The sequence below is a fragment of the Acidimicrobiia bacterium genome (assembly GCA_035651955.1).
Classification (GTDB): domain Bacteria; phylum Actinomycetota; class Acidimicrobiia; order IMCC26256; family JAMXLJ01; genus JAMXLJ01.
On sequence record DASRES010000004.1, the window covers coordinates 20,186 to 37,948 of the forward strand.

Annotated in this window: 20 protein-coding genes; 9 read left to right on the forward strand and 11 right to left on the reverse strand. The window is 71.5% G+C overall.

The features are described 5' to 3' along the window. Positions 1-52: 52 nt before the first annotated feature. Positions 53-1,150: a cellulase family glycosylhydrolase gene (locus tag VFC33_01380; GenBank protein HZR11876.1), complete on the reverse strand. Its 1,098-nt coding sequence runs from the start codon at positions 1,148-1,150 to the stop codon at positions 53-55. Positions 1,151-1,596: 446 nt separating this feature from the next. Next, positions 1,597-2,709 (reverse strand): cellulase family glycosylhydrolase, encoded by a 1,113-nt coding sequence (locus VFC33_01385; GenBank protein ID HZR11877.1) that lies wholly within the window; start codon positions 2,707-2,709, stop codon positions 1,597-1,599. A 175-nt stretch (positions 2,710-2,884) separates the two neighbouring features. On the opposite strand from VFC33_01385, the gene VFC33_01390 reads away from it, so the two are divergent. Both VFC33_01390 and VFC33_01395 read left to right on the forward strand, forming a co-directional pair. Further along, a complete protein-coding gene (locus tag VFC33_01390; GenBank protein HZR11878.1) occupies positions 2,885-3,811 on the forward strand; it encodes a TIGR03619 family F420-dependent LLM class oxidoreductase in 927 nt (308 codons plus the stop codon). An 80-nt stretch (positions 3,812-3,891) separates the two neighbouring features. Continuing rightward, positions 3,892-4,386, forward strand: a complete 495-nt coding sequence (locus VFC33_01395; protein HZR11879.1) for a cupredoxin domain-containing protein — start codon at positions 3,892-3,894, stop codon at positions 4,384-4,386. Here VFC33_01395 and VFC33_01400 read toward each other — a convergent pair. Continuing rightward, positions 4,380-5,012, reverse strand: coding sequence for a cysteine hydrolase (locus VFC33_01400; GenBank protein HZR11880.1), 633 nt, complete (start codon positions 5,010-5,012; stop codon positions 4,380-4,382). The genes VFC33_01395 and VFC33_01400 overlap by 7 nt on opposite strands. Before the next feature lie 87 nt (positions 5,013-5,099). Between VFC33_01400 and VFC33_01405 the strand changes: the two genes are divergently transcribed. Continuing rightward, positions 5,100-6,005: an SDR family NAD(P)-dependent oxidoreductase gene (locus tag VFC33_01405; GenBank protein ID HZR11881.1), complete on the forward strand. Its 906-nt coding sequence runs from the start codon at positions 5,100-5,102 to the stop codon at positions 6,003-6,005. Here VFC33_01405 and VFC33_01410 read toward each other — a convergent pair. Next, a complete protein-coding gene (locus VFC33_01410; GenBank protein ID HZR11882.1) occupies positions 5,992-6,450 on the reverse strand; it encodes a VOC family protein in 459 nt (152 codons plus the stop codon). The two genes, VFC33_01405 and VFC33_01410, sit on opposite strands and share 14 nt — an antisense overlap. Positions 6,451-6,586: 136 nt before the next feature. On the opposite strand from VFC33_01410, the gene VFC33_01415 reads away from it, so the two are divergent. Then, complete coding sequence (locus VFC33_01415; GenBank protein HZR11883.1) at positions 6,587-7,735, forward strand: epoxide hydrolase; 1,149 nt, start codon at positions 6,587-6,589, stop codon at positions 7,733-7,735. 2 nt (positions 7,736-7,737) lie between these two features. After that, positions 7,738-8,559 (forward strand): SDR family NAD(P)-dependent oxidoreductase, encoded by an 822-nt coding sequence (locus tag VFC33_01420; protein ID HZR11884.1) that lies wholly within the window; start codon positions 7,738-7,740, stop codon positions 8,557-8,559. 13 nt (positions 8,560-8,572) lie between these two features. Here the strand turns inward: VFC33_01420 and VFC33_01425 are convergent, their stop codons facing one another. Together VFC33_01425 and VFC33_01430 are read right to left on the reverse strand one after the other, a co-directional pair. After that, complete coding sequence (locus VFC33_01425; protein ID HZR11885.1) at positions 8,573-9,748, reverse strand: acyl-CoA dehydrogenase family protein; 1,176 nt, start codon at positions 9,746-9,748, stop codon at positions 8,573-8,575. Between the two features lie 2 nt (positions 9,749-9,750). Next, complete coding sequence (locus VFC33_01430) at positions 9,751-11,028, reverse strand: cytochrome P450 (GenBank protein ID HZR11886.1); 1,278 nt, start codon at positions 11,026-11,028, stop codon at positions 9,751-9,753. A 99-nt stretch (positions 11,029-11,127) separates the two neighbouring features. Between VFC33_01430 and VFC33_01435 the strand changes: the two genes are divergently transcribed. Beyond that, positions 11,128-11,436 carry a putative quinol monooxygenase gene (locus tag VFC33_01435; GenBank protein HZR11887.1) on the forward strand — a complete coding sequence of 103 codons (309 nt, stop codon included), beginning with the start codon at positions 11,128-11,130 and terminating at the stop codon, positions 11,434-11,436. Between the two features lie 7 nt (positions 11,437-11,443). Continuing rightward, positions 11,444-12,382 carry a type I pantothenate kinase gene (gene coaA, locus VFC33_01440; protein ID HZR11888.1) on the forward strand — a complete coding sequence of 313 codons (939 nt, stop codon included), beginning with the start codon at positions 11,444-11,446 and terminating at the stop codon, positions 12,380-12,382. Between the two features lie 4 nt (positions 12,383-12,386). Here coaA and VFC33_01445 read toward each other — a convergent pair whose 3' ends face one another. Further along, the gene (locus tag VFC33_01445) at positions 12,387-13,142 is read right to left on the reverse strand and encodes a VOC family protein (GenBank protein ID HZR11889.1); all 756 of its coding nucleotides are present in this window, start codon (positions 13,140-13,142) and stop codon (positions 12,387-12,389) included. 24 nt (positions 13,143-13,166) lie between these two features. On the opposite strand from VFC33_01445, the gene VFC33_01450 reads away from it, so the two are divergent. Continuing rightward, positions 13,167-13,622 (forward strand): nuclear transport factor 2 family protein, encoded by a 456-nt coding sequence (locus VFC33_01450; GenBank protein ID HZR11890.1) that lies wholly within the window; start codon positions 13,167-13,169, stop codon positions 13,620-13,622. 12 nt (positions 13,623-13,634) lie between these two features. On the opposite strand, the gene VFC33_01455 is transcribed toward VFC33_01450, so the two are convergent. Genes VFC33_01455 through VFC33_01465 form a run of 3 tightly spaced genes read right to left on the reverse strand, consistent with a single transcriptional unit; the run spans position 13,635 to position 15,563 of the window. Further along, positions 13,635-14,129 carry a GNAT family N-acetyltransferase gene (locus VFC33_01455; GenBank protein HZR11891.1) on the reverse strand — a complete coding sequence of 165 codons (495 nt, stop codon included), beginning with the start codon at positions 14,127-14,129 and terminating at the stop codon, positions 13,635-13,637. 11 nt (positions 14,130-14,140) lie between these two features. Further along, positions 14,141-14,848: an NIPSNAP family containing protein gene (locus VFC33_01460; protein HZR11892.1), complete on the reverse strand. Its 708-nt coding sequence runs from the start codon at positions 14,846-14,848 to the stop codon at positions 14,141-14,143. 16 nt (positions 14,849-14,864) lie between these two features. Further along, entirely contained in the window at positions 14,865-15,563 is a 699-nt protein-coding gene (locus VFC33_01465) for a cupredoxin domain-containing protein (protein HZR11893.1), read from the reverse strand. A gap of 201 nt (positions 15,564-15,764) precedes the next feature. On the opposite strand from VFC33_01465, the gene VFC33_01470 reads away from it, so the two are divergent. Then, the gene (locus VFC33_01470; protein ID HZR11894.1) at positions 15,765-16,805 is read left to right on the forward strand and encodes a LacI family DNA-binding transcriptional regulator; all 1,041 of its coding nucleotides are present in this window, start codon (positions 15,765-15,767) and stop codon (positions 16,803-16,805) included. 7 nt (positions 16,806-16,812) lie between these two features. On the opposite strand, the gene VFC33_01475 is transcribed toward VFC33_01470, so the two are convergent. Beyond that, positions 16,813-17,751: a diiron oxygenase gene (locus VFC33_01475; GenBank protein ID HZR11895.1), complete on the reverse strand. Its 939-nt coding sequence runs from the start codon at positions 17,749-17,751 to the stop codon at positions 16,813-16,815. Positions 17,752-17,763: the final 12 nt, after the last annotated feature.

The following is a 17,763-nucleotide window of genomic DNA, read 5'->3' on the forward strand; positions in this document are numbered from 1 at the left end:
GGCGCGCCCGCGAGGGACGCGCCGTTCCGATGCGCTGGGGGTCGGGCGGGAGCTAGTGCTGGATGACCGACGACATCGCGCCGAGCGCCGGCTTCGGCACGAAGTTCTGGTAGAGCATCCCCATGTTGTCGTGCCAGTCGTCGTAGCGCTGCGTCGGCGCGTCGCGCACGTTGTCGATGAACAACGGGCCCGTGTACGGCAGGCTCGACCAGTACCGGAGGCCCGTCACGATGTACTGGGCCTGCGTGTTGGGCGCGACGGTGAACGTGTAGCCCGCGGGTCCGGTCGGTGCGCCGTACTCGGTCCCCCAGATCTGCTTGTTCCCGTCACCGTTGCTGCTCATGATGCTGTGGAGCCAGGTCGTCTGGAGCAGCGCGTTCCAGTCGATCTTGCCGCTGAGCGGGTCGTGGGGCAGCGGCGGGTAGGGGTGCGTGCCCAAGACGTCGAAGTATCCGTGGGCGCCTGCGGCGTACATCGCCTTCACGTAGTTGACCGGGCTCTGCGGGTCCCACGGCGTCGCACCGAGATCACCGTGCGGTGCGACGCCACCCGTGACGACCGTCGCGTACGGGTCCGAGCTCTTGATCGCGACGTACGCGGGCTTCAGCAGCGCGACGTAGTCGGCTGCGTTGGTGCCGCTCGCCCACCACGCGGGCAGGTTCGGCTCGTTCCAGATCTCCCAGTCGTGCACGCCGAACCGGGCGTACCGCGCGGCGGCGTTGCGCGCGAAGTTCGCGTAGTCCGCGGGATTGGCGGGCGGGCAGTACATCGAACCCGCGCACGACGATCGCCGCGCCCACCCCGGCGTGTACGTGAGCGTGCCGAGGATCTTCATGCCCCGCGCGTTCAACTGGCTCACCATGCGGTCGAGGTAGTCCCAACGCCACCAGTTCGGTCCACCGGACTGGATGGCGTTCCAGTTGACCTCGACGCGCACCCACTTGGCGCCGGTCGAGCGCGCGGCGTCGAGGTCGCGCGCGAGAGCGGCGTCGTTCTCCCACACCATCGCACCGCCGGGGGAGAACCCGGCACGCGTGCCTGGGATCCTTCCCGCCGAGCTCGACGCGTTGCGCGACGCGCAACCGACGGCGGCCATGGCGAGGACGAGCGAGACGGACAGGACGGAGAGGCGCGCGCGCCTCGACATCACGTTCGACAAGATTCCGCACCCTTGCGTGGTCGACGACTTCGTGGAGGCCCGCGTTCTGCGCTCCTCCCGGCTGTGACCGCGCTCGTCGTTGAGCGCCCCCCGATGCCTCTGTCGTCCGTGCACGTCCGCGCGCGGAACGGTCAGCAGACATCTGGGAGTGCCGCCCACCCAGGCGCATCGGTGCACCGGAGGCGTAGACGACGGGTCGACCCTAACGAAGACCCGCGAGGGCTGCCAGCATCGGAAACGTGCGGAAAACGTGTTCAGCGCGAGCGGGAATCGTTCGCTCCCCGCGTTGACGTGGGGCAACACGGGACGAAAAAAAATCCTGGTGACACGGCGCGCGCGTCCGTCGCATGCACGGCGCGACGCGTGACGTGAACGCGCCACGCGCGGACGTCCCGAGCGCGCTCCCGGAACGTCCGCGCGCAGCGTGAAGGTTCTCGCTAGTTGTTCGAGACGAGCTGCTGCAGTGCGGTGACCGCGGGCTTCGGCGCCCGATCCGTCGTCTCGACGCCCATGTTGTCGTGCCAGTCGTCAAACGACGTCGTCGGCCAGTCGTGCACGGTGTCGATGAACAGCGGGCCGGCGAACGACAGGCTGTTCCAGTAGCGGATCCCCGTCTGCAGGTACTGCGCCTGCGTCTGCGGGCTGACGGTGAACGTGTACCCCGTCGGTCCGGTCGGTGCGCCGTACTCGGTGGCCCAGATCTGCGCGCCGCCGTCACCGTTGCTGGTCATGATGTCGTGGATCCACGACGCCTGGAGGAGCGCGTTCCAGCCGATCTTGCCGCTGAGCGGGTCGTACGGCAACGGCGGGTACGGGTGCAGACCGAGCGCGTCGAAGTAGCCGTGGGCGCCGGCGGTGTACATCGCCTGCACGTAGTTGACCGGGCTCTGCGGGTCGGTCGGCGTCGCGCCGAGGTCACCGTGCGGCGCGAGCCCACCGGTGATCACGGTCGCGTTCGGGTCCACACCGTGGATCGCGACGTAGGCCGGCTTGAGGATTCCCACGTACGCCGCTGCGTTGGCAGGCTGACCCCACCACTGCGGCAGGTTGGGCTCGTTCCAGATCTCCCAGTCGTGCACGCCGAGCGGGGCGTAGCGCGCCGCCGCCGCGCGCGCGAAGTTCGCGTAGTCGGCCGGGTTGTTCGGTGGGCAGAACATCGAGCTGCTGCAGGCGGCCATGCGGGCCCACGTCGGCGTGTACGCGATGACGCCGAGGATGCTCAGGCCGCGGGCCTGTGCCGCGCTCACGATCCGGTCGGTGTTGGCCCACGCCCACGACGTCGGTCCGCCGGCCTGGACGGACTTCCAGTCCCAGTCCATCCGGACCCACTTGGCGCCCGTCGAGGCGACGAGGTCGAGGTCGTGACCGAGGTCGGCGTCGTTCTCCCAGATCGTCTGGCCGCCGACCGAGAAGCCGACCTTGCTCCCCGGCACGGTCGTCGGCGCCTGCGACGAGCTGGGCACGACGCACCCGAGCCCGGCGACGACGAGGATCGCGGCGATCGACAACAGGAGGAGCCGCGGCAGCGGCCGGCGCGTCTTCTGAAGCATGGAACAACACCTTCAGTGGTCGACTGCTGCCCTCGACCCCGGTTTTCGTCACGCGGCGTGCCGAATCTTGAGCGCCCCGCCTCGAATCTCGGGCCGACGGGGCGGACGTCCCGCCGCTCATGAAGTGCGCGATCGCCGTGAAACAGACAGCACGGGCGCGCCGTAGGCTCCGGGGATGAGGCTCTCCGTCGGGCTCCCGACGCACCGGGTCGACCGGGCCGACGAGTTCGTGACCGCGGACGCCGTCGCGCAGCTCGCCGCCGCGGCCGAGGCGGCCGGGTTCGACGCCGTGTTCGTGACCGACCACCCGTTCCCGGCGGACGGCTGGCTCGCGCACGGCGGGCACCACGCGCTCGACCCGCTCGTCGCGCTCGCGTTCGCGGCCGCCGCGACCCGCACGCTCCGGCTCCACACGAACCTCTTCGTGCTCGCCTACCGCAATCCGTTCGTCAGCGCGAAGGCGATCGCCACGCTCGACGTGCTCTCGGGCGGTCGCGTGATCCTCGGGGTCGGCGCGGGATACCTCGAAGGAGAGTTCGACGCGCTCGGCGCGCCCTTCGACGAGCGCAACGACGCGACGGACGAGGCGATCCTCGCGATACGCGCCGCGTGGAGCGGCGAGAGCGTGACGATGAAGGGTCGCGCGTTCGATGCGCGCGCGAACACGATGCTGCCGCGCCCGGTGCAACGGCCCGGGCCGCCGATCTGGATCGGTGGCAACAGCAAGCGCGCGATCCGTCGCGCGGTCGAGCTCGCGGACGGCTGGTCGCCGATGCCGAGTCCCGCGCGCGCGGCGTCGCGGCTGCGCACGCCGGGGCTCGAGACGCTCGACGACCTGCGTGTGCGGTTGGCGTACGCCGCCGAGCACGCGGCGGCCGTCGGACGCGACGCGCCGCTCGACGTCGCGTTCATGCCCGCGGGGCTCGACATGTTCACGAACGCCGGTCTCGACGCAGACCGCGTCGTGGACGGGATCGCGGAGGCCGCCGACGCCGGCGTGACCTACGGCGTCGTGACGCTTCCCGGCGAGACACGCGACGAGCTCGTCGCCAATCTCACGGAGTTCGGCGAGCGCGTCATCCCGCGCGTCGCATCACTCTGAGGACGCCGCGATCGCACGTTTCACCCCCTCCGGAGCCGGGCAAGCGGGAAGGGACACACGGGCGCGACAGGGGAGGAGACGTGCGCAAGGTTGTCGCGGTGCTCACCGGCGCGCTCGCGGCGGTCTCGCTCCTGACCGCGTGCCACGGCGACTTCACCGAGAAGGCGTCGCCGCCGCCCGTGCAGCTGCCCGGCCGCGTCGACAACCAGGGGACGCTCGACGTCACCGCGACCGGGAACGCGGAGCTCGAGCTGTTCGACGACAAGTTCAAGCCCACGTTCCTCAAGGCGCTCCCGGGCGAGAGGCTCTCGCTCGTGCTCTCCAACCCGACCGACCACGAGCACTCGTTCACCGTCGACGCCGCGGGTGGGCCCGACGTGACGGTGCGGCCGCACACGAAGGCCCACGTCGACGTGACGGCGCCGACGAGCGGGTTCATCCGCTTCTACTGCCGCTTCCACGTCGACCGCGGCATGCAGGGCGCGGTGTACGTCGACCCCGGCACGCCGGTACAGGGCGCGCCCGGCGGCGTGACGAGCACGACGACGCCGTACCCGTCGGGGTGGGGCTACTGACGATCGCGCGACCACGCGCGCGCGATCTCGTCGACCGTGGCGCGTGTCGCGAGCAACGCGATCGTGTTGCGCATGACGGCGTCGGCGTAGTCCCGCGGGACGCCCGCGACCGCGTCGGTCGCGACGACGACGCGGTAGCCGAGGTTGACCGCCTCGATCGCGAGGCCGAGGATCCCGAGGTTCACGGACACGCCCGTCGCGACGACCGTGGTCACGCCGAGGTTCCGCAGCATCGCGTCGAGCGTCGTCCCGGTGAACGGCGACAGACCGTGGAGGCGTGAGGAGACGAGGTCGCGATCGTCGGGCCCGAGCGCGTCGACCAGCTGCGCGGCCTCGGAGCCAGTGACCAGATGGCCGGGGAGCTTCGCCATCGCGGCCAGCAACGGCGAGTTCGCCGCGCTGCCGGCCCGGTCGGCGCGGAACTCGGCGAGGCAGTGCACGATCCGCACGCCCGCGTCGCGCGCCGTGTGCAGCAGCCGCGCCGCGTGCTCGACGACGTGCTCGCGCTCCACCTCGGCCGCGAGGTCGGGGATCGCCGCACGGTCGCCGACGACGCCGCGCTGCATCTCCATCGTGAGCACAGCCGTGTGCGACGGGGCGGCCAGCTCCACGAGGTCGACGGGCACGGACGCCGAGAGTACGAGACGCGGGACACGCTACGGTGCCGCCCGCACCCGGTTGGGACGTTCCGCAGGCGTCGAGGAGGGTTGGGCGTGCTCGAGGGCATGGAGGGCAAGGTCGCGATCGTGACGGGCGCCGGCCGCGGACTGGGCCGGGCCGAGGCGCTCGAGCTGGCGCGCCAGGGCGTGCGTGTCGTCGTCAACGACTTCGGGACGTCGCTCACCGGCGAGAAGGAGGACAACCCCGCCGCCGCCGTCGTCGAGGAGATCAAGGCCGCCGGTGGCGACGCGGTCGCGCACCTGGGCGACGTCGCCGACTGGGACGACGCCAAGGCGATGATCCAGCTCGCGGTCGACACGTGGGGGTCCCTCGACATCCTCGTCAACAACGCGGGCCTGCTGCGCGACCGGATGATCTTCAACATGAGCGAGGAGGACTTCGACCTCGTCGTCCGCGTGCACCTGAAGGGCCACTTCGCGACGATGCGACACGCGTGCGTCTACTGGCGCGAGCGGTCCAAGGCGGCCGGCGGCCCCGTGTACGGACGGATCGTGAACACGACGTCGGAGGCGGCGCTGCTCGCGAGTGCCGGTCAGCCGAACTACGCGCCCGCGAAGGCGGCGATCATCGCGTTGACCGTGTCCACCGCGCAGGCGATGGCACGCGCCGGTGTCACCGCGAACGCGATCGCGCCGCGCGCGCGGACGCGCATGACCGAGACCGTCGGTTCGTTCGACGTCAAGGAGGGCGAGTTCGACGTCTTCGCACCGGAGAACGTGTCGCCGCTCGTCGCGTACCTCGCGTCGCCGGCAGCCGCGAAGGTGTCCGGGCAGGTGTTCATCGTCTGGGGGAAGCAGATCACCGTCGTCCAGGGGCCGGGCATCGACCGCGTGTTCGACGCGTCGGACGCGTGGACGCCCGATTCCGTCGCGAAGACGCTGACGCCGTTCTACGACGAGCGGACGCCCGTCACGCAGGGCTACCTCATCCGGATGTGACCCACGCGTCGAAACCGGCGCGCATCGCGACGTCGCACAGCTCGACGCGTACGCCGTGCGCGCTCTCGTGGAACGTGACACGCGCGGGACGGTTGCCGTCGTCGTCGACGCCCGCGGCCGCGAGCTCGAAGCCGTCGCGCGCGAGCTGCTCGGCCGCGGCCGCGAGGTCGTCGACCCACATGCCGACGTGGTGCAGCTGCGTGCGCGCACCGGGCACCGGCTCGTAGAACGTCCCGGGCTGCGCCTCGATCAGCTCGACGAGCGGATAGGGGGCGAGCGAGTACGCGTAGCGCAGCACGAGGCGCTGCTCGCCGCTCGGCCGCCACTGACGCATCGGGTGCTCCTGCACCTCCGTGAACTGCAGCCCGAGCGCGCGCGACAGGTCGTCGATCGCCCGCTCCACGTCCGCGACCACCACACCGGTGTGGAACAGCTCCCCGATCACGACGCGCAGCGTACGGCGGTCGCTGCAGCGGCGCGGTTGGTACACAAGTCGCGGCTCTGACCGCGAGTTGTGTACCAACCGGGAGCCGACGGCGACGGCGGGCGCCGCCCGCAGAGGGGGCGGTAGCGTCGAGCTCGTGGCTCCGATCGAACGGTTCACGGTCGACGTCCCCGAAGCAATTCTCGACGACCTGCGCGAGCGCCTCGCGCGCACGCGGTTTCCCGAGCAGATCCCGGGCGCGGGCTGGGACTACGGCACGGAGCTCGGCTACCTGCGCGAGCTCGTCGAGTACTGGCGGGACGGGTACGACTGGCGCAAGCAGGAGGCGCGGCTCAACTCGTTCGACCAGTTCGTCACGGAGATCGACGGCCAGCGCATCCACTTCCTCCACGTGCGGTCGCCCGAGCCGGACGCGTTCCCGCTCGTCATCACGCACGGCTGGCCCGGCTCGATCGTCGAGTTCCTCGACGTCGTCGGTCCGCTGACCGACCCGCGCGCGCACGGCGGCGACCCGGCCGACGCGTTCCACGTCGTGTGCCCGTCGATGCCCGGCTACGCGTTCTCGGGCCCGACGCACGAGCGCGGCTGGGATCCGCAGCGCATCGCGCGCGCGTTCGCGGCGTTGATGGACGGGCTCGGCTACGCGCGCTACGGCGCGCAGGGTGGCGACTGGGGCTCGATGGTGTCGACCCAGCTCGGGCTGGTCGACGCCGAGCACGTCGCCGGCATCCACCTCAACATGCTGATCGCGCTGCCGCCGGACGGCTTCGACTTCTCGACGTTGACGGAGAAGGAGATGGCCGGTCTCGCCGCGGCGGGCGACTACATGGAGAACGACAGCGGCTACGCCAAGATCCAGGGCACGAAGCCGCAGACGATCGGCTACCTCCTCGACGACTCGCCTGCCGGCCTCGCCGCGTGGATCGTCGAGAAGTTCCGCACGTGGAGCGACTGCGACGGCGACGTCGAGCGCCGCTTCACGAAGGACCAGTTGCTGACGAACATCATGCTGTACTGGGTCACCGCGACGGGCCACTCCGCCGGACGGCTGTACTACGAGGCCACCAAGGCGGGGCGCTTCGGGCCACAGGGCGAGCGCGTCGAGGTCCCGACCGGCGCCGCGATCTTCCCGAAGGAGATCGTGCGGCCGCCGCGCGCGTGGGCCGAGCACTCGTACAACATCACGCGCTGGACCGAGATGCCGTCGGGCGGGCACTTCGCCGCGTTCGAGGAGCCCGCGTTGTTCGTCGACGACGTACGCGCGTTCTTCCGGACCGTTCGCTGACCGTGCGCGACCTCCCGGGGAAGGTCGCGGTCGTGACCGGGGCGGGCAGTGGCATCGGCCGCGCACTCGCGCGCCGGTTCGTGCAGGAGGACATGCGCGTCGTCGTCGCGGACGTGGAGCAGGGCGCGCTCGACGAGACCGTGTCGTTGCTGTCCGGCGAGGTTCTCGCCCGACGGGTCGACGTGTCGCGCGCGGACGAGGTCGAGGCGCTCGCGGCCGAGACGTACGAGCGGTTCGGAGCGACGCACCTCCTGTGCAACAACGCGGGCGTCTTCCAGGGCGGCGTGGTGTGGGAGCGCACCGACGCCGACTGGGACTGGACGCTCGGCGTCAACCTCTACGGCATCGTCTACGGCATCCGCGCGTTCGTGCCCCGCATGATCGAGCAGGGCGACGATGGACACGTGGTCAACACCGCTTCGTACGCCGGGCTCGTGAGCGCGGCGTACTGCGCGCCGTACACGGTGTCGAAGTTCGCGGCCGTCGCGTTGTCCGAATGCCTGGCCCACGACCTGCGTGCTGCGGGCGCGCGAATCGGGGTGTCGGTGCTCTGCCCCAGCGCGGTCGACACGCGGATCGCGGACTCGGACCGCAACCGGCCGGGCGACGTTCCCGTGCCGGACGACGCCCGCTTCGTCGCCGACGCGCTCCGCGAGCTCGCGTCACACGGTCTCGACCCGGACGACGTCGCGGGCATGGTCGTCGACGCGGTCCGGGCCGACCGGTTCTACGTGCCGACCAACGCGACGTACGACGGGCTCGTGCGCGGCCGCTGCGAGGACATGCTCGCCCGCACGACACCGCGCTCCGTCGTGTACGACTGAGCGAGACGTCGCCTCACCGCGGTGCGCGCGGCATGCCGAGGCCGACCATCGAGATGATGTCGCGCTGGATCTCGTTGGTGCCTCCGCCGAACGTCAGGATGAGGTTCCCGGCGTAGGCGCGTTCGAGCCGTCCGCGCAGCACGGCGCCCGGGGCGTCGCGCTTCAGGTACGCGGCCGGCCCGATCACCTCCATCAGGAGTCGGTAGACCTCGAGGTTCAGCTCGGTGCCGAAGACCTTCGTGACCGACGCGTCGGTCGGCGCGATCGCGCCGGTCGTCAGGCCCCACGCCACCTTCCAGTTCATGAGCTTCAGGAACTCGACGCGCGCGGCGACGCGCGCCAGGTTCACCTGGACCCACTCGTGGTCGATGACGCGCGAGCCGTCCGGGCGACGCGTCTGAGCCGCCCACCGCCGGACGTCGTGCAGGTTGCGGGTCAGCATCCCCGCGTTGCACAAGGCGACGCGCTCGTGGTTCAGCTGCGTCGTGATCAGCTTCCAACCCTCGTTCTCGTCACCGACCCGTGCGGAGACGGGCACGCGGACGTTGTCGTAGAACGTCATGTTCGTGCGGCCGCCCCCGACGATGCGGATGGGGCTGAGCGAGAAGCCCTCCGCGGTGGTCGGCACGATCAGGATCGAGATGCCCTTGTGCTTGGGCGCGTCCGGATCCGTGCGCACCGCCAGCCACACGTAGTCCGACAGGTCGGCGAGGCTGGTGAAGATCTTCTGCCCGTTGATCACGTACTCGTCGCCGTCACGTACCGCGCGGGTCTTCAACGACGCCAGGTCGGTTCCCGCGCCCGGCTCCGAGTACCCGATCGCGAACTGGATCTCGCCGCCGAGGATCTGGGGGAGGAACTCGCGCTTCTGCTCGTCGGAGCCGTAGCGCATGATCGTCGGACCGACGCTGTTGATCGTCAGCAGCGGGACGGGCGCGCCGGCGCGTGACGCCTCGTCGAAGAACACCAGCTGCTCGAGCGGCGAGCGGTCCTGCCCGCCGTACTCCTTCGGCCAGCCGACACCGAGCCAGCCGTCCGCGCCCATCTTGCGGGCGAGCTCGCGGCTGAGGGGACCGCCCATCTCGTGTCGGGCCATCTCGGCCTCGACCTCGGGTGTCATCATCGCCGTGAAGTAGTCGCGCAGCTCGCGCCGCAACGCGTCCTGCTCCGGCGTGAACGCGAGCTCCATCGTTACTTCCTCGCGCTCGACGCCGTGTACTCCACCGGCATCCGCTTGATGCCGTGGATGAAGATCGACTGCAACATGTCGGGCTCGCCCGTCACGCGGATGTCGGGCAGACGGCGGAAGAGCTCCTCGAACATCACCCGGATCTCGCGCCGCGCGAGGTTCGCGCCGAGGCAGAAGTGCGGACCGCCGCCGCCGAAGCCGACATGATCGTTCGGGCGGCGCGTCACGTCGAACCGGTACGGGTCGTCGAACACGGCCTCGTCCCGATTCGCGGAGTTGTAGAACATCACGACCTTGTCGCCCTCCGCGATGCGGGTGCCGCCGATCTCGGTGTCGCGCGTCGCCGTCCGCCGGAAGTGGATGACGGGTGTCGCCCAGCGCACGATCTCCTCGACCGCGGTCGGCGACACGCCGTCGAGATCGGACATCCACCTGGCGCGCTCGTCCGGGTTCTGCGTCAGCGCGTGCATGCCGTGGCTGATCGCGGTGCGCGTCGTCTCGTTGCCCGCCACGACGAGCAGCACGAAGAACGAGCCCAGCTCGTGCGGTGTGAGCCGCTCGCCGTCGACCTCCGCCTCCATCAGCGCGGTGACGATGTCGTCGCGTGGCGTGCGGCGCCGGTCCTCGGCGAGGTCGAGCCCGTACTGGTACAGCCCGTAGCCCGCGGCCATCAGCTCCTCGAGGCTCCCGACGTACTCCGGGTCGCCGACGCCGAGGATCACGTTCGTGTAGTCGAAGATCTGCTGCTCGTCCGACGCGGGGATGCCCATCATGTCGCAGATGATCTGCAGCGGGAGCGGCGCCGCGATCTCCGCGACGAAGTCGCACCCGCCCTTCTCCGCGACGGCGTCGACGACCGCCCCGGCGCGGTCGCGCACGCTCTGCTCGAGCCGCGCGATCTGCTTCGGTGTGAAGCCGGTGCTCACCAGGCGCCGGAGCTTGGTGTGCCGCGGCGCGTCCATGTTGATGATCGAGCCGAGGAACTCGGCGAGCTCGGGCGGGATGTCACCGATGTTCGTGCCGCCCCGGCTCGACACGAACACGTCGGGCGAGCGGCTGACGTGCATCACGTCGGCGTAGCGCGCCAGCGCCCAGAACCCCGGACCGCGCGGCATGTTCTCCAGCTCGGGCTCGGCGTGGAACGACACCGGACGCTCTGCGCGCAGCTTGGCGAAGATCCCCTCGCGGTCGGGTCGCAGCCACGTCTCCAGGTCGCCGAGCGCGATCTCGTCGACGTCGAGCTCGGTCGTCGGTGTCGGGATGCGGTCGTCGGTGCTCACGTGTCGCTCCTCGGCCGGTGTGCTCTGCGAGTGCAGCACGCGACCGCGGACGCCGCAACGTAGGCTCCCGCCGCCCGCACGAGAAGAGAGGACGCGGAGATGGCGAAGGTGTCGATGCTCGCACGGCTGGTGACGCAGGACGGCAAGGGCGACGAGCTGGTCGCCGCGTTCGACGGTCTCTTCCGTCAGGTTGAGGACGAGCCGGGCACCGAGCTGTACGTGCTGAACCGCTCGACGAGCGACTCGAACGTGTTCTGGTTCTACGAGCTCTACCGCGACGCCGACGCGCTCGGTGCGCACGGCAGCAGCGAGGCGATGCAGAAGGCGGCGACCGCGTTCGGTCCTCTGATCGCGGAGAGCGAGCTGGTCATGGGTGCGCCGGTGCGCGCGAAGGGGATCGAGGTCTGACACCGCGGTGGTCGACCTGTCGCGCTACGTCTCGTTCACCCGCGAGGAGTGGGCGCGGCTGCGCGCGGCGACACCGCTGACGCTCGACGAGGGCGACGTCGAGCGGATGCGCGGCATCAACGAGCAGATGTCGCTCGACGAGGTCGTCGACGTCTATCTCCCGATGTCCCGCCTGCTCAACCTGCAGGTCGCCGCGGCACGGGGCCTGACGGAGACGGTCGACGTGTTCCTCGGCCGTCCCGCGCAGCCGCGCCCGTACGTCATCGCGATCGCGGGCAGCGTCGCGGTCGGCAAGAGCACGACCGCGCGCATCCTGCAGGCGTTGCTCTCGCGCTGGCCGGACCACCCGCGTGTGGATCTCGTCACGACGGACGGCTTCCTGCTCCCGAACCGTGTGCTCGAGGAGCGTGGCCTCATGTCGCGCAAGGGCTTTCCGGAGAGCTACGACCTGCGCCGCCTGGTGGAGTTCGTCGCGGACGTGAAGGCCGGCAAGCCCGAGGTGCGCGCGCCCGTGTACTCGCACATCACCTACGACGTGCTGACGGGTGAGGAGGCCGTCGTCCGCCGGCCCGACATCCTCATCCTCGAAGGTCTCAACGTGCTCCAGACCGGTGAGACGAGCCCGCGGCGGGCGTCGCGGACGGTCGTGTCCGACTTCTTCGACTTCTCGATCTACGTCGACGCCGACGAGTCGCACATCGAGCAGTGGTACGTCGAGCGGTTCCTCACGTTGCGCGAGACCGCGTTCCGCGACGAGCGGTCGTTCTTCCGTCACTTCGCCGGCCTCTCGCACGACGACGCGGTCGCGACCGCGCGCAGCATCTGGGCCGAGATCAACGCGGTGAACCTGCGCGAGAACATCGAGCCGACGCTCGACCGGGCCCGCCTCGTCCTCCACAAGGGGCCCGATCACTCCGTCGAGTGGGTGCGGTTGCGACGGCTGTGAGCCCTCAGGCGCGCGGCGTCTCGATGAGCTCGAACGTCGCGCCGTCGGGATCGGCGAAGAAGAGCGCGGTGAGCTCGGGAAGGCCGGGGCCCATGTCGAGCCGCGCCGGCGGGGAGTAGCAGCGCACGCGCGCGTCGCGCAGGACTCCGTAGTCGTGCACGAGATCGTCCGTCATCAGCGCGACGCGGAAGATTCCCAGACGGTTCGCGGCCGGAGGCGGCTCGTCGCCGACGGACCGGGCGCCGAGCTCGACGAGCTCGACCTCGAACGTGCCGGCGCGGTCGGTCGCGTGCGTACCGGTTCCCGAGAAGCCGAGCACGTCGACGAGGAACCGGAGCGTGCGATCGGCGTCCGAGCACCCGAGTGTCACGCCGGTGACCGCGACGCCGGATCCCTCGGTCACGGCGACGAGCGTGCCGTCGGGATCGCGCACGGTGGATGTGCCGCCCGCGCCGGGTGTCGTCACGTGCAGCGCCGAGAACCCGGGCGCGACCGCGGTCGCGGGTGGCTGCCCGACCGGGCCGGGCACCTTCCACTCGAGGAGGTCGACGACGGGCGCGAGCATCCCGTCCGAGCCGGTCATCATGAACGCGTCCCACTGCACCCGGTCGAGCCCGAACGGGCCGCCGGGCTGCGGCGCGGCCGGTGTCGTGCGCGCGCCCGGGACGAAGCCGAGGGTGTCGCGGTAGAACGCGAGCGAGCGTTCGAGCGACGCGCAGTTGACGTTCACGTGGAACACACGGCTCGCGGCGATCGCCATCGGCGAGACGGTATCGTCCGGCCCGTGCCCGACGCGACCGACGCCGTCCGGAAGCTGATCTACGAGTACGCCGCGCGCGTCGACGCCGGCGACTTCGAGGGCGTCGCCGCGCTGTTCGCGCACGCGACCTACCGCGGCGTCGTGGACGAGAGCACCACGTCCGTGTTCCGTGGCCGCGACGAGGTGCTCGCGTGCTTCGAGGGCATGGTGATGCGCTACGAGGACGGCACTCCACGCACCAAGCACGTCACGACGAACGTGACGGTCGACGTCGACGAAGCCGCCGGGACGGCGCGCTCGCGCTCGTACTTCTCCGTGCTCCAGCAGCCGCCCGGCGGCCCGCTCCAGGTGATCGTCGCGGGCCGCTACTTCGACGAGTTCGGGCGCGTCGACGGTGAGTGGCGCTTCACCGACCGGCTCATCCACTCCGACCTGGTCGGCGACCTCAGCAGCCACCTGACGACGAACCCGCTCGAGTAGACGGATCACGTGTCACAGCTCGAGGACGTACGCGAGGAGCGACCCGCCCGGCCACGGTGACCAGTCGCGCTCGGGTGTGCGGACGAACCCGAGCCCTTCGTAGAGGCGGTGCGCGTCAGTCATCTCGGGCTCCGTCGACAACCGGATGCGGCGCGCGCCTGCTGCGCGCGCGAGGCCGACGCACGCATCGACGAGCGCGGTCCCGGCGCCTCGGCGGCGTGCGGCCGGCGCGACGGCGAGCATCCGGATCTCCGCCTCGCCCGGGCCCGCGACGTGCGCGTCCGGCGCGCCGTGCTCCGCGTATGTGACGGTGCCGACGACGCGATCGTCGTCGGTGATCGCGACGAGCACCTCGGCGCGCGCCGCACGCCCGGCGACGTCGCGAAGCGTCTCACGGTACGGCGAGTCGGGCCCCGTGAACCCGCCGCCGACGTACACGTCGTCGACGAGCGCGGCGATCGCGTCGTACTGATCCGGGTGTGCGCGCGCGACGGTGACGTGCGCCACGCGTCCCTGACCTAGAGGATCTGGCCGGTCTTGAGCGGGTTGAGCTCGGAGTCGACGAGCAGCTTGCCGCGCCAGTCGACGACCACGTCCGCGATGCGCCGGCGCCAGCGACCCACGCTCGTGTCGTCGTCGTACGCGGCCGCGATGTCCGCCCATCGCTCCCAGGTGTCGATCGCGGAGATCACGATGACCTCGGAGTCGTTCACCATCGCGGTGCGATACGCGCCGAGGAGCTGGAGGCCGAGCCGGCTCGCGACCGGCATCCAGTCCTGCTCAAGCATGGAGAGATAGGTGCGCGCCTGCCCCGGCACGACCTGCACGACCTCGTGCGAGTACACCTCGCCGTGGATCCCGCGCTCGAGCGCCTCCTCGATGGTCGGCGTGTAGGGCGCGGGTACGAGGATGCGGTCGTAGCCGCCCCGGCGGTAGTTTGCGGCCTCCGCCCACCAGCGCTGCAGCGACGGGTCCTGCAGCTTCGGACCCGTGAACTCGTGGCGGAAGTTCGCGGCGAGCCCGTGCCACCCGTCGAGCTCCCAGAGGTTGACCGTCTCGGGCCAGCGTTCCGTGCTCCCGACCGTCGCCCACACGCCGACGCACAGCATGTTCCGCTCGGTGCGACCGATCGGGCCCCAGTTCGCGGTCATGTGGTGCATGTACGCCGCGCGGTTGTGCCCCGTGATCTCGATCAGCTCGTGGATGTACACCTTGGGGTTGGTCACCGGGGCAACGTACCGCTCAGCGCGCGCGTCGCCGCGCCGGGAGGAACTCGCTGCGGCAGCGACGCGCGCGCTCGATCGTGTGCGCGGTCTCGCGGTCGACGCGGAACGGCGCGGCGACGAGCGCGTGGCGCCGGGCCAGCGTCCAACCGAACGCGAGGACGATCGCGCCGACGGCTGCGAGCACGTAGTCGCCCGCGCCCGTGAACGCCATGGTCGGTCCTCCCGCCGGGTTCGTCGCCGCGGCGCCCGGTGCCGGGGCCGCGGGCGTCGCGGGTGCGGCGGGCGCGGCGGGCGCGGTCGCGGTTCCCTGCACGTTGCCGGCGACGACCGTGACCGTGCCGACGGCACCGGTGTGGATGTCGCGGTACTGGAAGGTGCCGGCCTGCGTGAACTGGAACGGGAACGTCGAGCCCGGCGCGAGCTCGTCGGACGCGAACGAGCCGTCGGACGCGGTCACCGTGTGCGTTCCCGCGCCCTCGTTCGTCCACACGACGACCGTTCCCGCGGGCACGTCGATCGTGGGCGGGGAGAAGCCGGTGTCCGTGATCGCGACGGTGACCGTCGTCGCCGGCGCGGCGACGCGTCCCGTCGTCGTCGCGGACGCGGGCGACGACGCGATCGCCGTGACGGACGTGAGCGACGCGAGCACCGTGACGACGCCGAACGCGAACACCCGCGCGAGCGCGAACACGCGCGCGCGACGAACCCGACCCATCTGGATCCTCCCCCGGTGGGCGCCGCGCGGCGCCCGCCCGCGGCGGCGACGTTATCGCCGGCCCGCGAGCGTTGTCCCTGCGGGCCGGGCCCGTCGCCTGAGCGCGCTCCGTGCTCACCTCGTATCCTGCTGCGTCCGAGGAGGTTCCGAGCCGCGCTGACGGGGGGACGGGTGGATGGAACCGGGGGCGGGGGACAGGTGGTGGACGCGTCGCGGCGGAGGCTGACCTCGCTCGCCGACGTCGCGCGGCGTGCCGGGGTGTCCGTCACGACCGCCTCGCGGGTGATGAGCGCGAGCTCGCACCCGGTCGCGGAGCGGACGCGGCGCAAGGTCATCCAGGCGGCCGAGGAGCTGGACTTCGAGCCGAACCTCGTCGCGCGCGGGCTCGTGGCCCAGCGGACGAGCATCGTCGGGCTCCTCGTCGGCGATGTCGCGGACCCCGCGGCCGCGCTCGTCGTCCGAGGTGCGGAAGACGTCGCGTTCGAGCACGGCTTCTCGGTGCTCGTCGCGGACACCGACGGCGATCCGGACAAGGAGCTCGCGTACGTCCGCAAGCTGCGCGCGCTCCGCGCCGACGCGGTGATCCTCGCGGGATCGAGCGTGGCCGGGAACGGCGGGCTCGACGAGCTCGCGCGCCAGCTCCAACTCGTCGAGGAGGCGAACGGCGTCATCGTCCGCCTCGTCCCCGAGCCGGGGATCGCCGCCGACGTCACCTGGTCGCGCGACGACGCGTACCGGTTGCTCCTCGAGCATCTCGTGGCCCTGGGTCACGAGACCTTCGCGCTGGTGACCGGCCCGCCGTCACGCGCGACCGACGCCGCGGTCGCGGCCTGCACCGCGGCTGCGCGCGCGTTCGGTGCGGACCTGCGGCCCGAGCACGTCATCGCGGTCGACGACGCCCCGGAGCGCGCGGGCGCGATCGCCGATCCGCTCGTCTGCGTCGGTCCCAGGCCGACCGCGGTGCTCGCGGCGAGCGACGCGATCGCGGCCGGGGTCGCGCTCGGCCTCCGCCGCGCCGGCCGCCGCGTGCCCGAGGACGTGTCGGTCGCGGGCATCGGCGACCTGCCGATCGCGGAGTTCGGGCCCGTCCCGTTGACGACGGTGCGCGCCCCCTATCGAGAGCTCGGCGCGGCCGCGATGCGGCGCGCGAGGGACGCGCTCGAGGACCCGGGCCCGCGCGGCGTGGACGTCCTTCCCGTCGAGCTCGTGGTGCGTGCCTCGACGGGGCCCGCGCCCGCCTGACGCCCGGTCACGGGCTCCCGGGGAGCGGGACGTCGCCGGGGACCGGCCGGCCGTCGCGGTCGACGCCGCACAGCGCCCGCCAGGCGGCCGGGACGCGGCCCCGCCGTACCGCACCGGCCTCGAGCAGCGCGTCCAGGATCGGTCGCGTCCCGGCGTGACGCAGCGCGACCCGCGTGGGGGACCGGCGCACGGCCCGCCAGGTCGGCCACGCCGGCAGCCCGACGGCCTCGTACACGCCCGGGTGGACCATCGTGTCGAACAGCATCCCGACGATCCGCGGCGCGACGTGGTGGACCAGGCGTCGCTCGCGGGCCGGTGCCGCGGCCCACAGCTCGGGCAGCACGGCGTGCGCGAACGAGAGGTGCCGCGCCTCCTCTTGGCGGTGGTACCGGTTCAGCGCGGCGAGCAGCGGTGCGGTCCCGGGATGCTCGGACGCGATGCGCTGCAGGAGATCGGGGATCTCCTCGCCCGCGAGCACGAGCGTCATGAGCAGCGCGGGCTGCTTCACGACCCACCTGATCATCCGGCGTCCGACCCAGCGCGCCACGCCGTCGTCGAGCGGGTTGCGCGCCCGCGGGCGCAGCTCGGCGATCAGCCGGGCGAACGCGCGCGAGTGGCGGGTCTCCTCGCCGATCTCGTGCAGCATGTACGTGACGCGCGGATCGACGACGTCGGCCGCGCCGGCGATCTGCAGCGCGAACCCCGCGGTCAGCGCGGCCTCGAACCGGATGCCCGCGTCGAGCATCGACGCGGCTTCCTCCCGTGAGAGGCGCGCGCGTGCCTCCTCGGCGAGGGGGAGGCCGAGGTCCCGCACGGAGAGCAACTCGTCGTCGAGGACGCGTCCCTCGCCGAGCGAGCCCCAGGGAAGGACGTCGTCCGGCTCGAGCACGCGCCGCGCCGACACCGTGTTGAGGCGCTCGACGCGCTCGTCGGTGGTCGTCGTCATGGCTCCAGCATG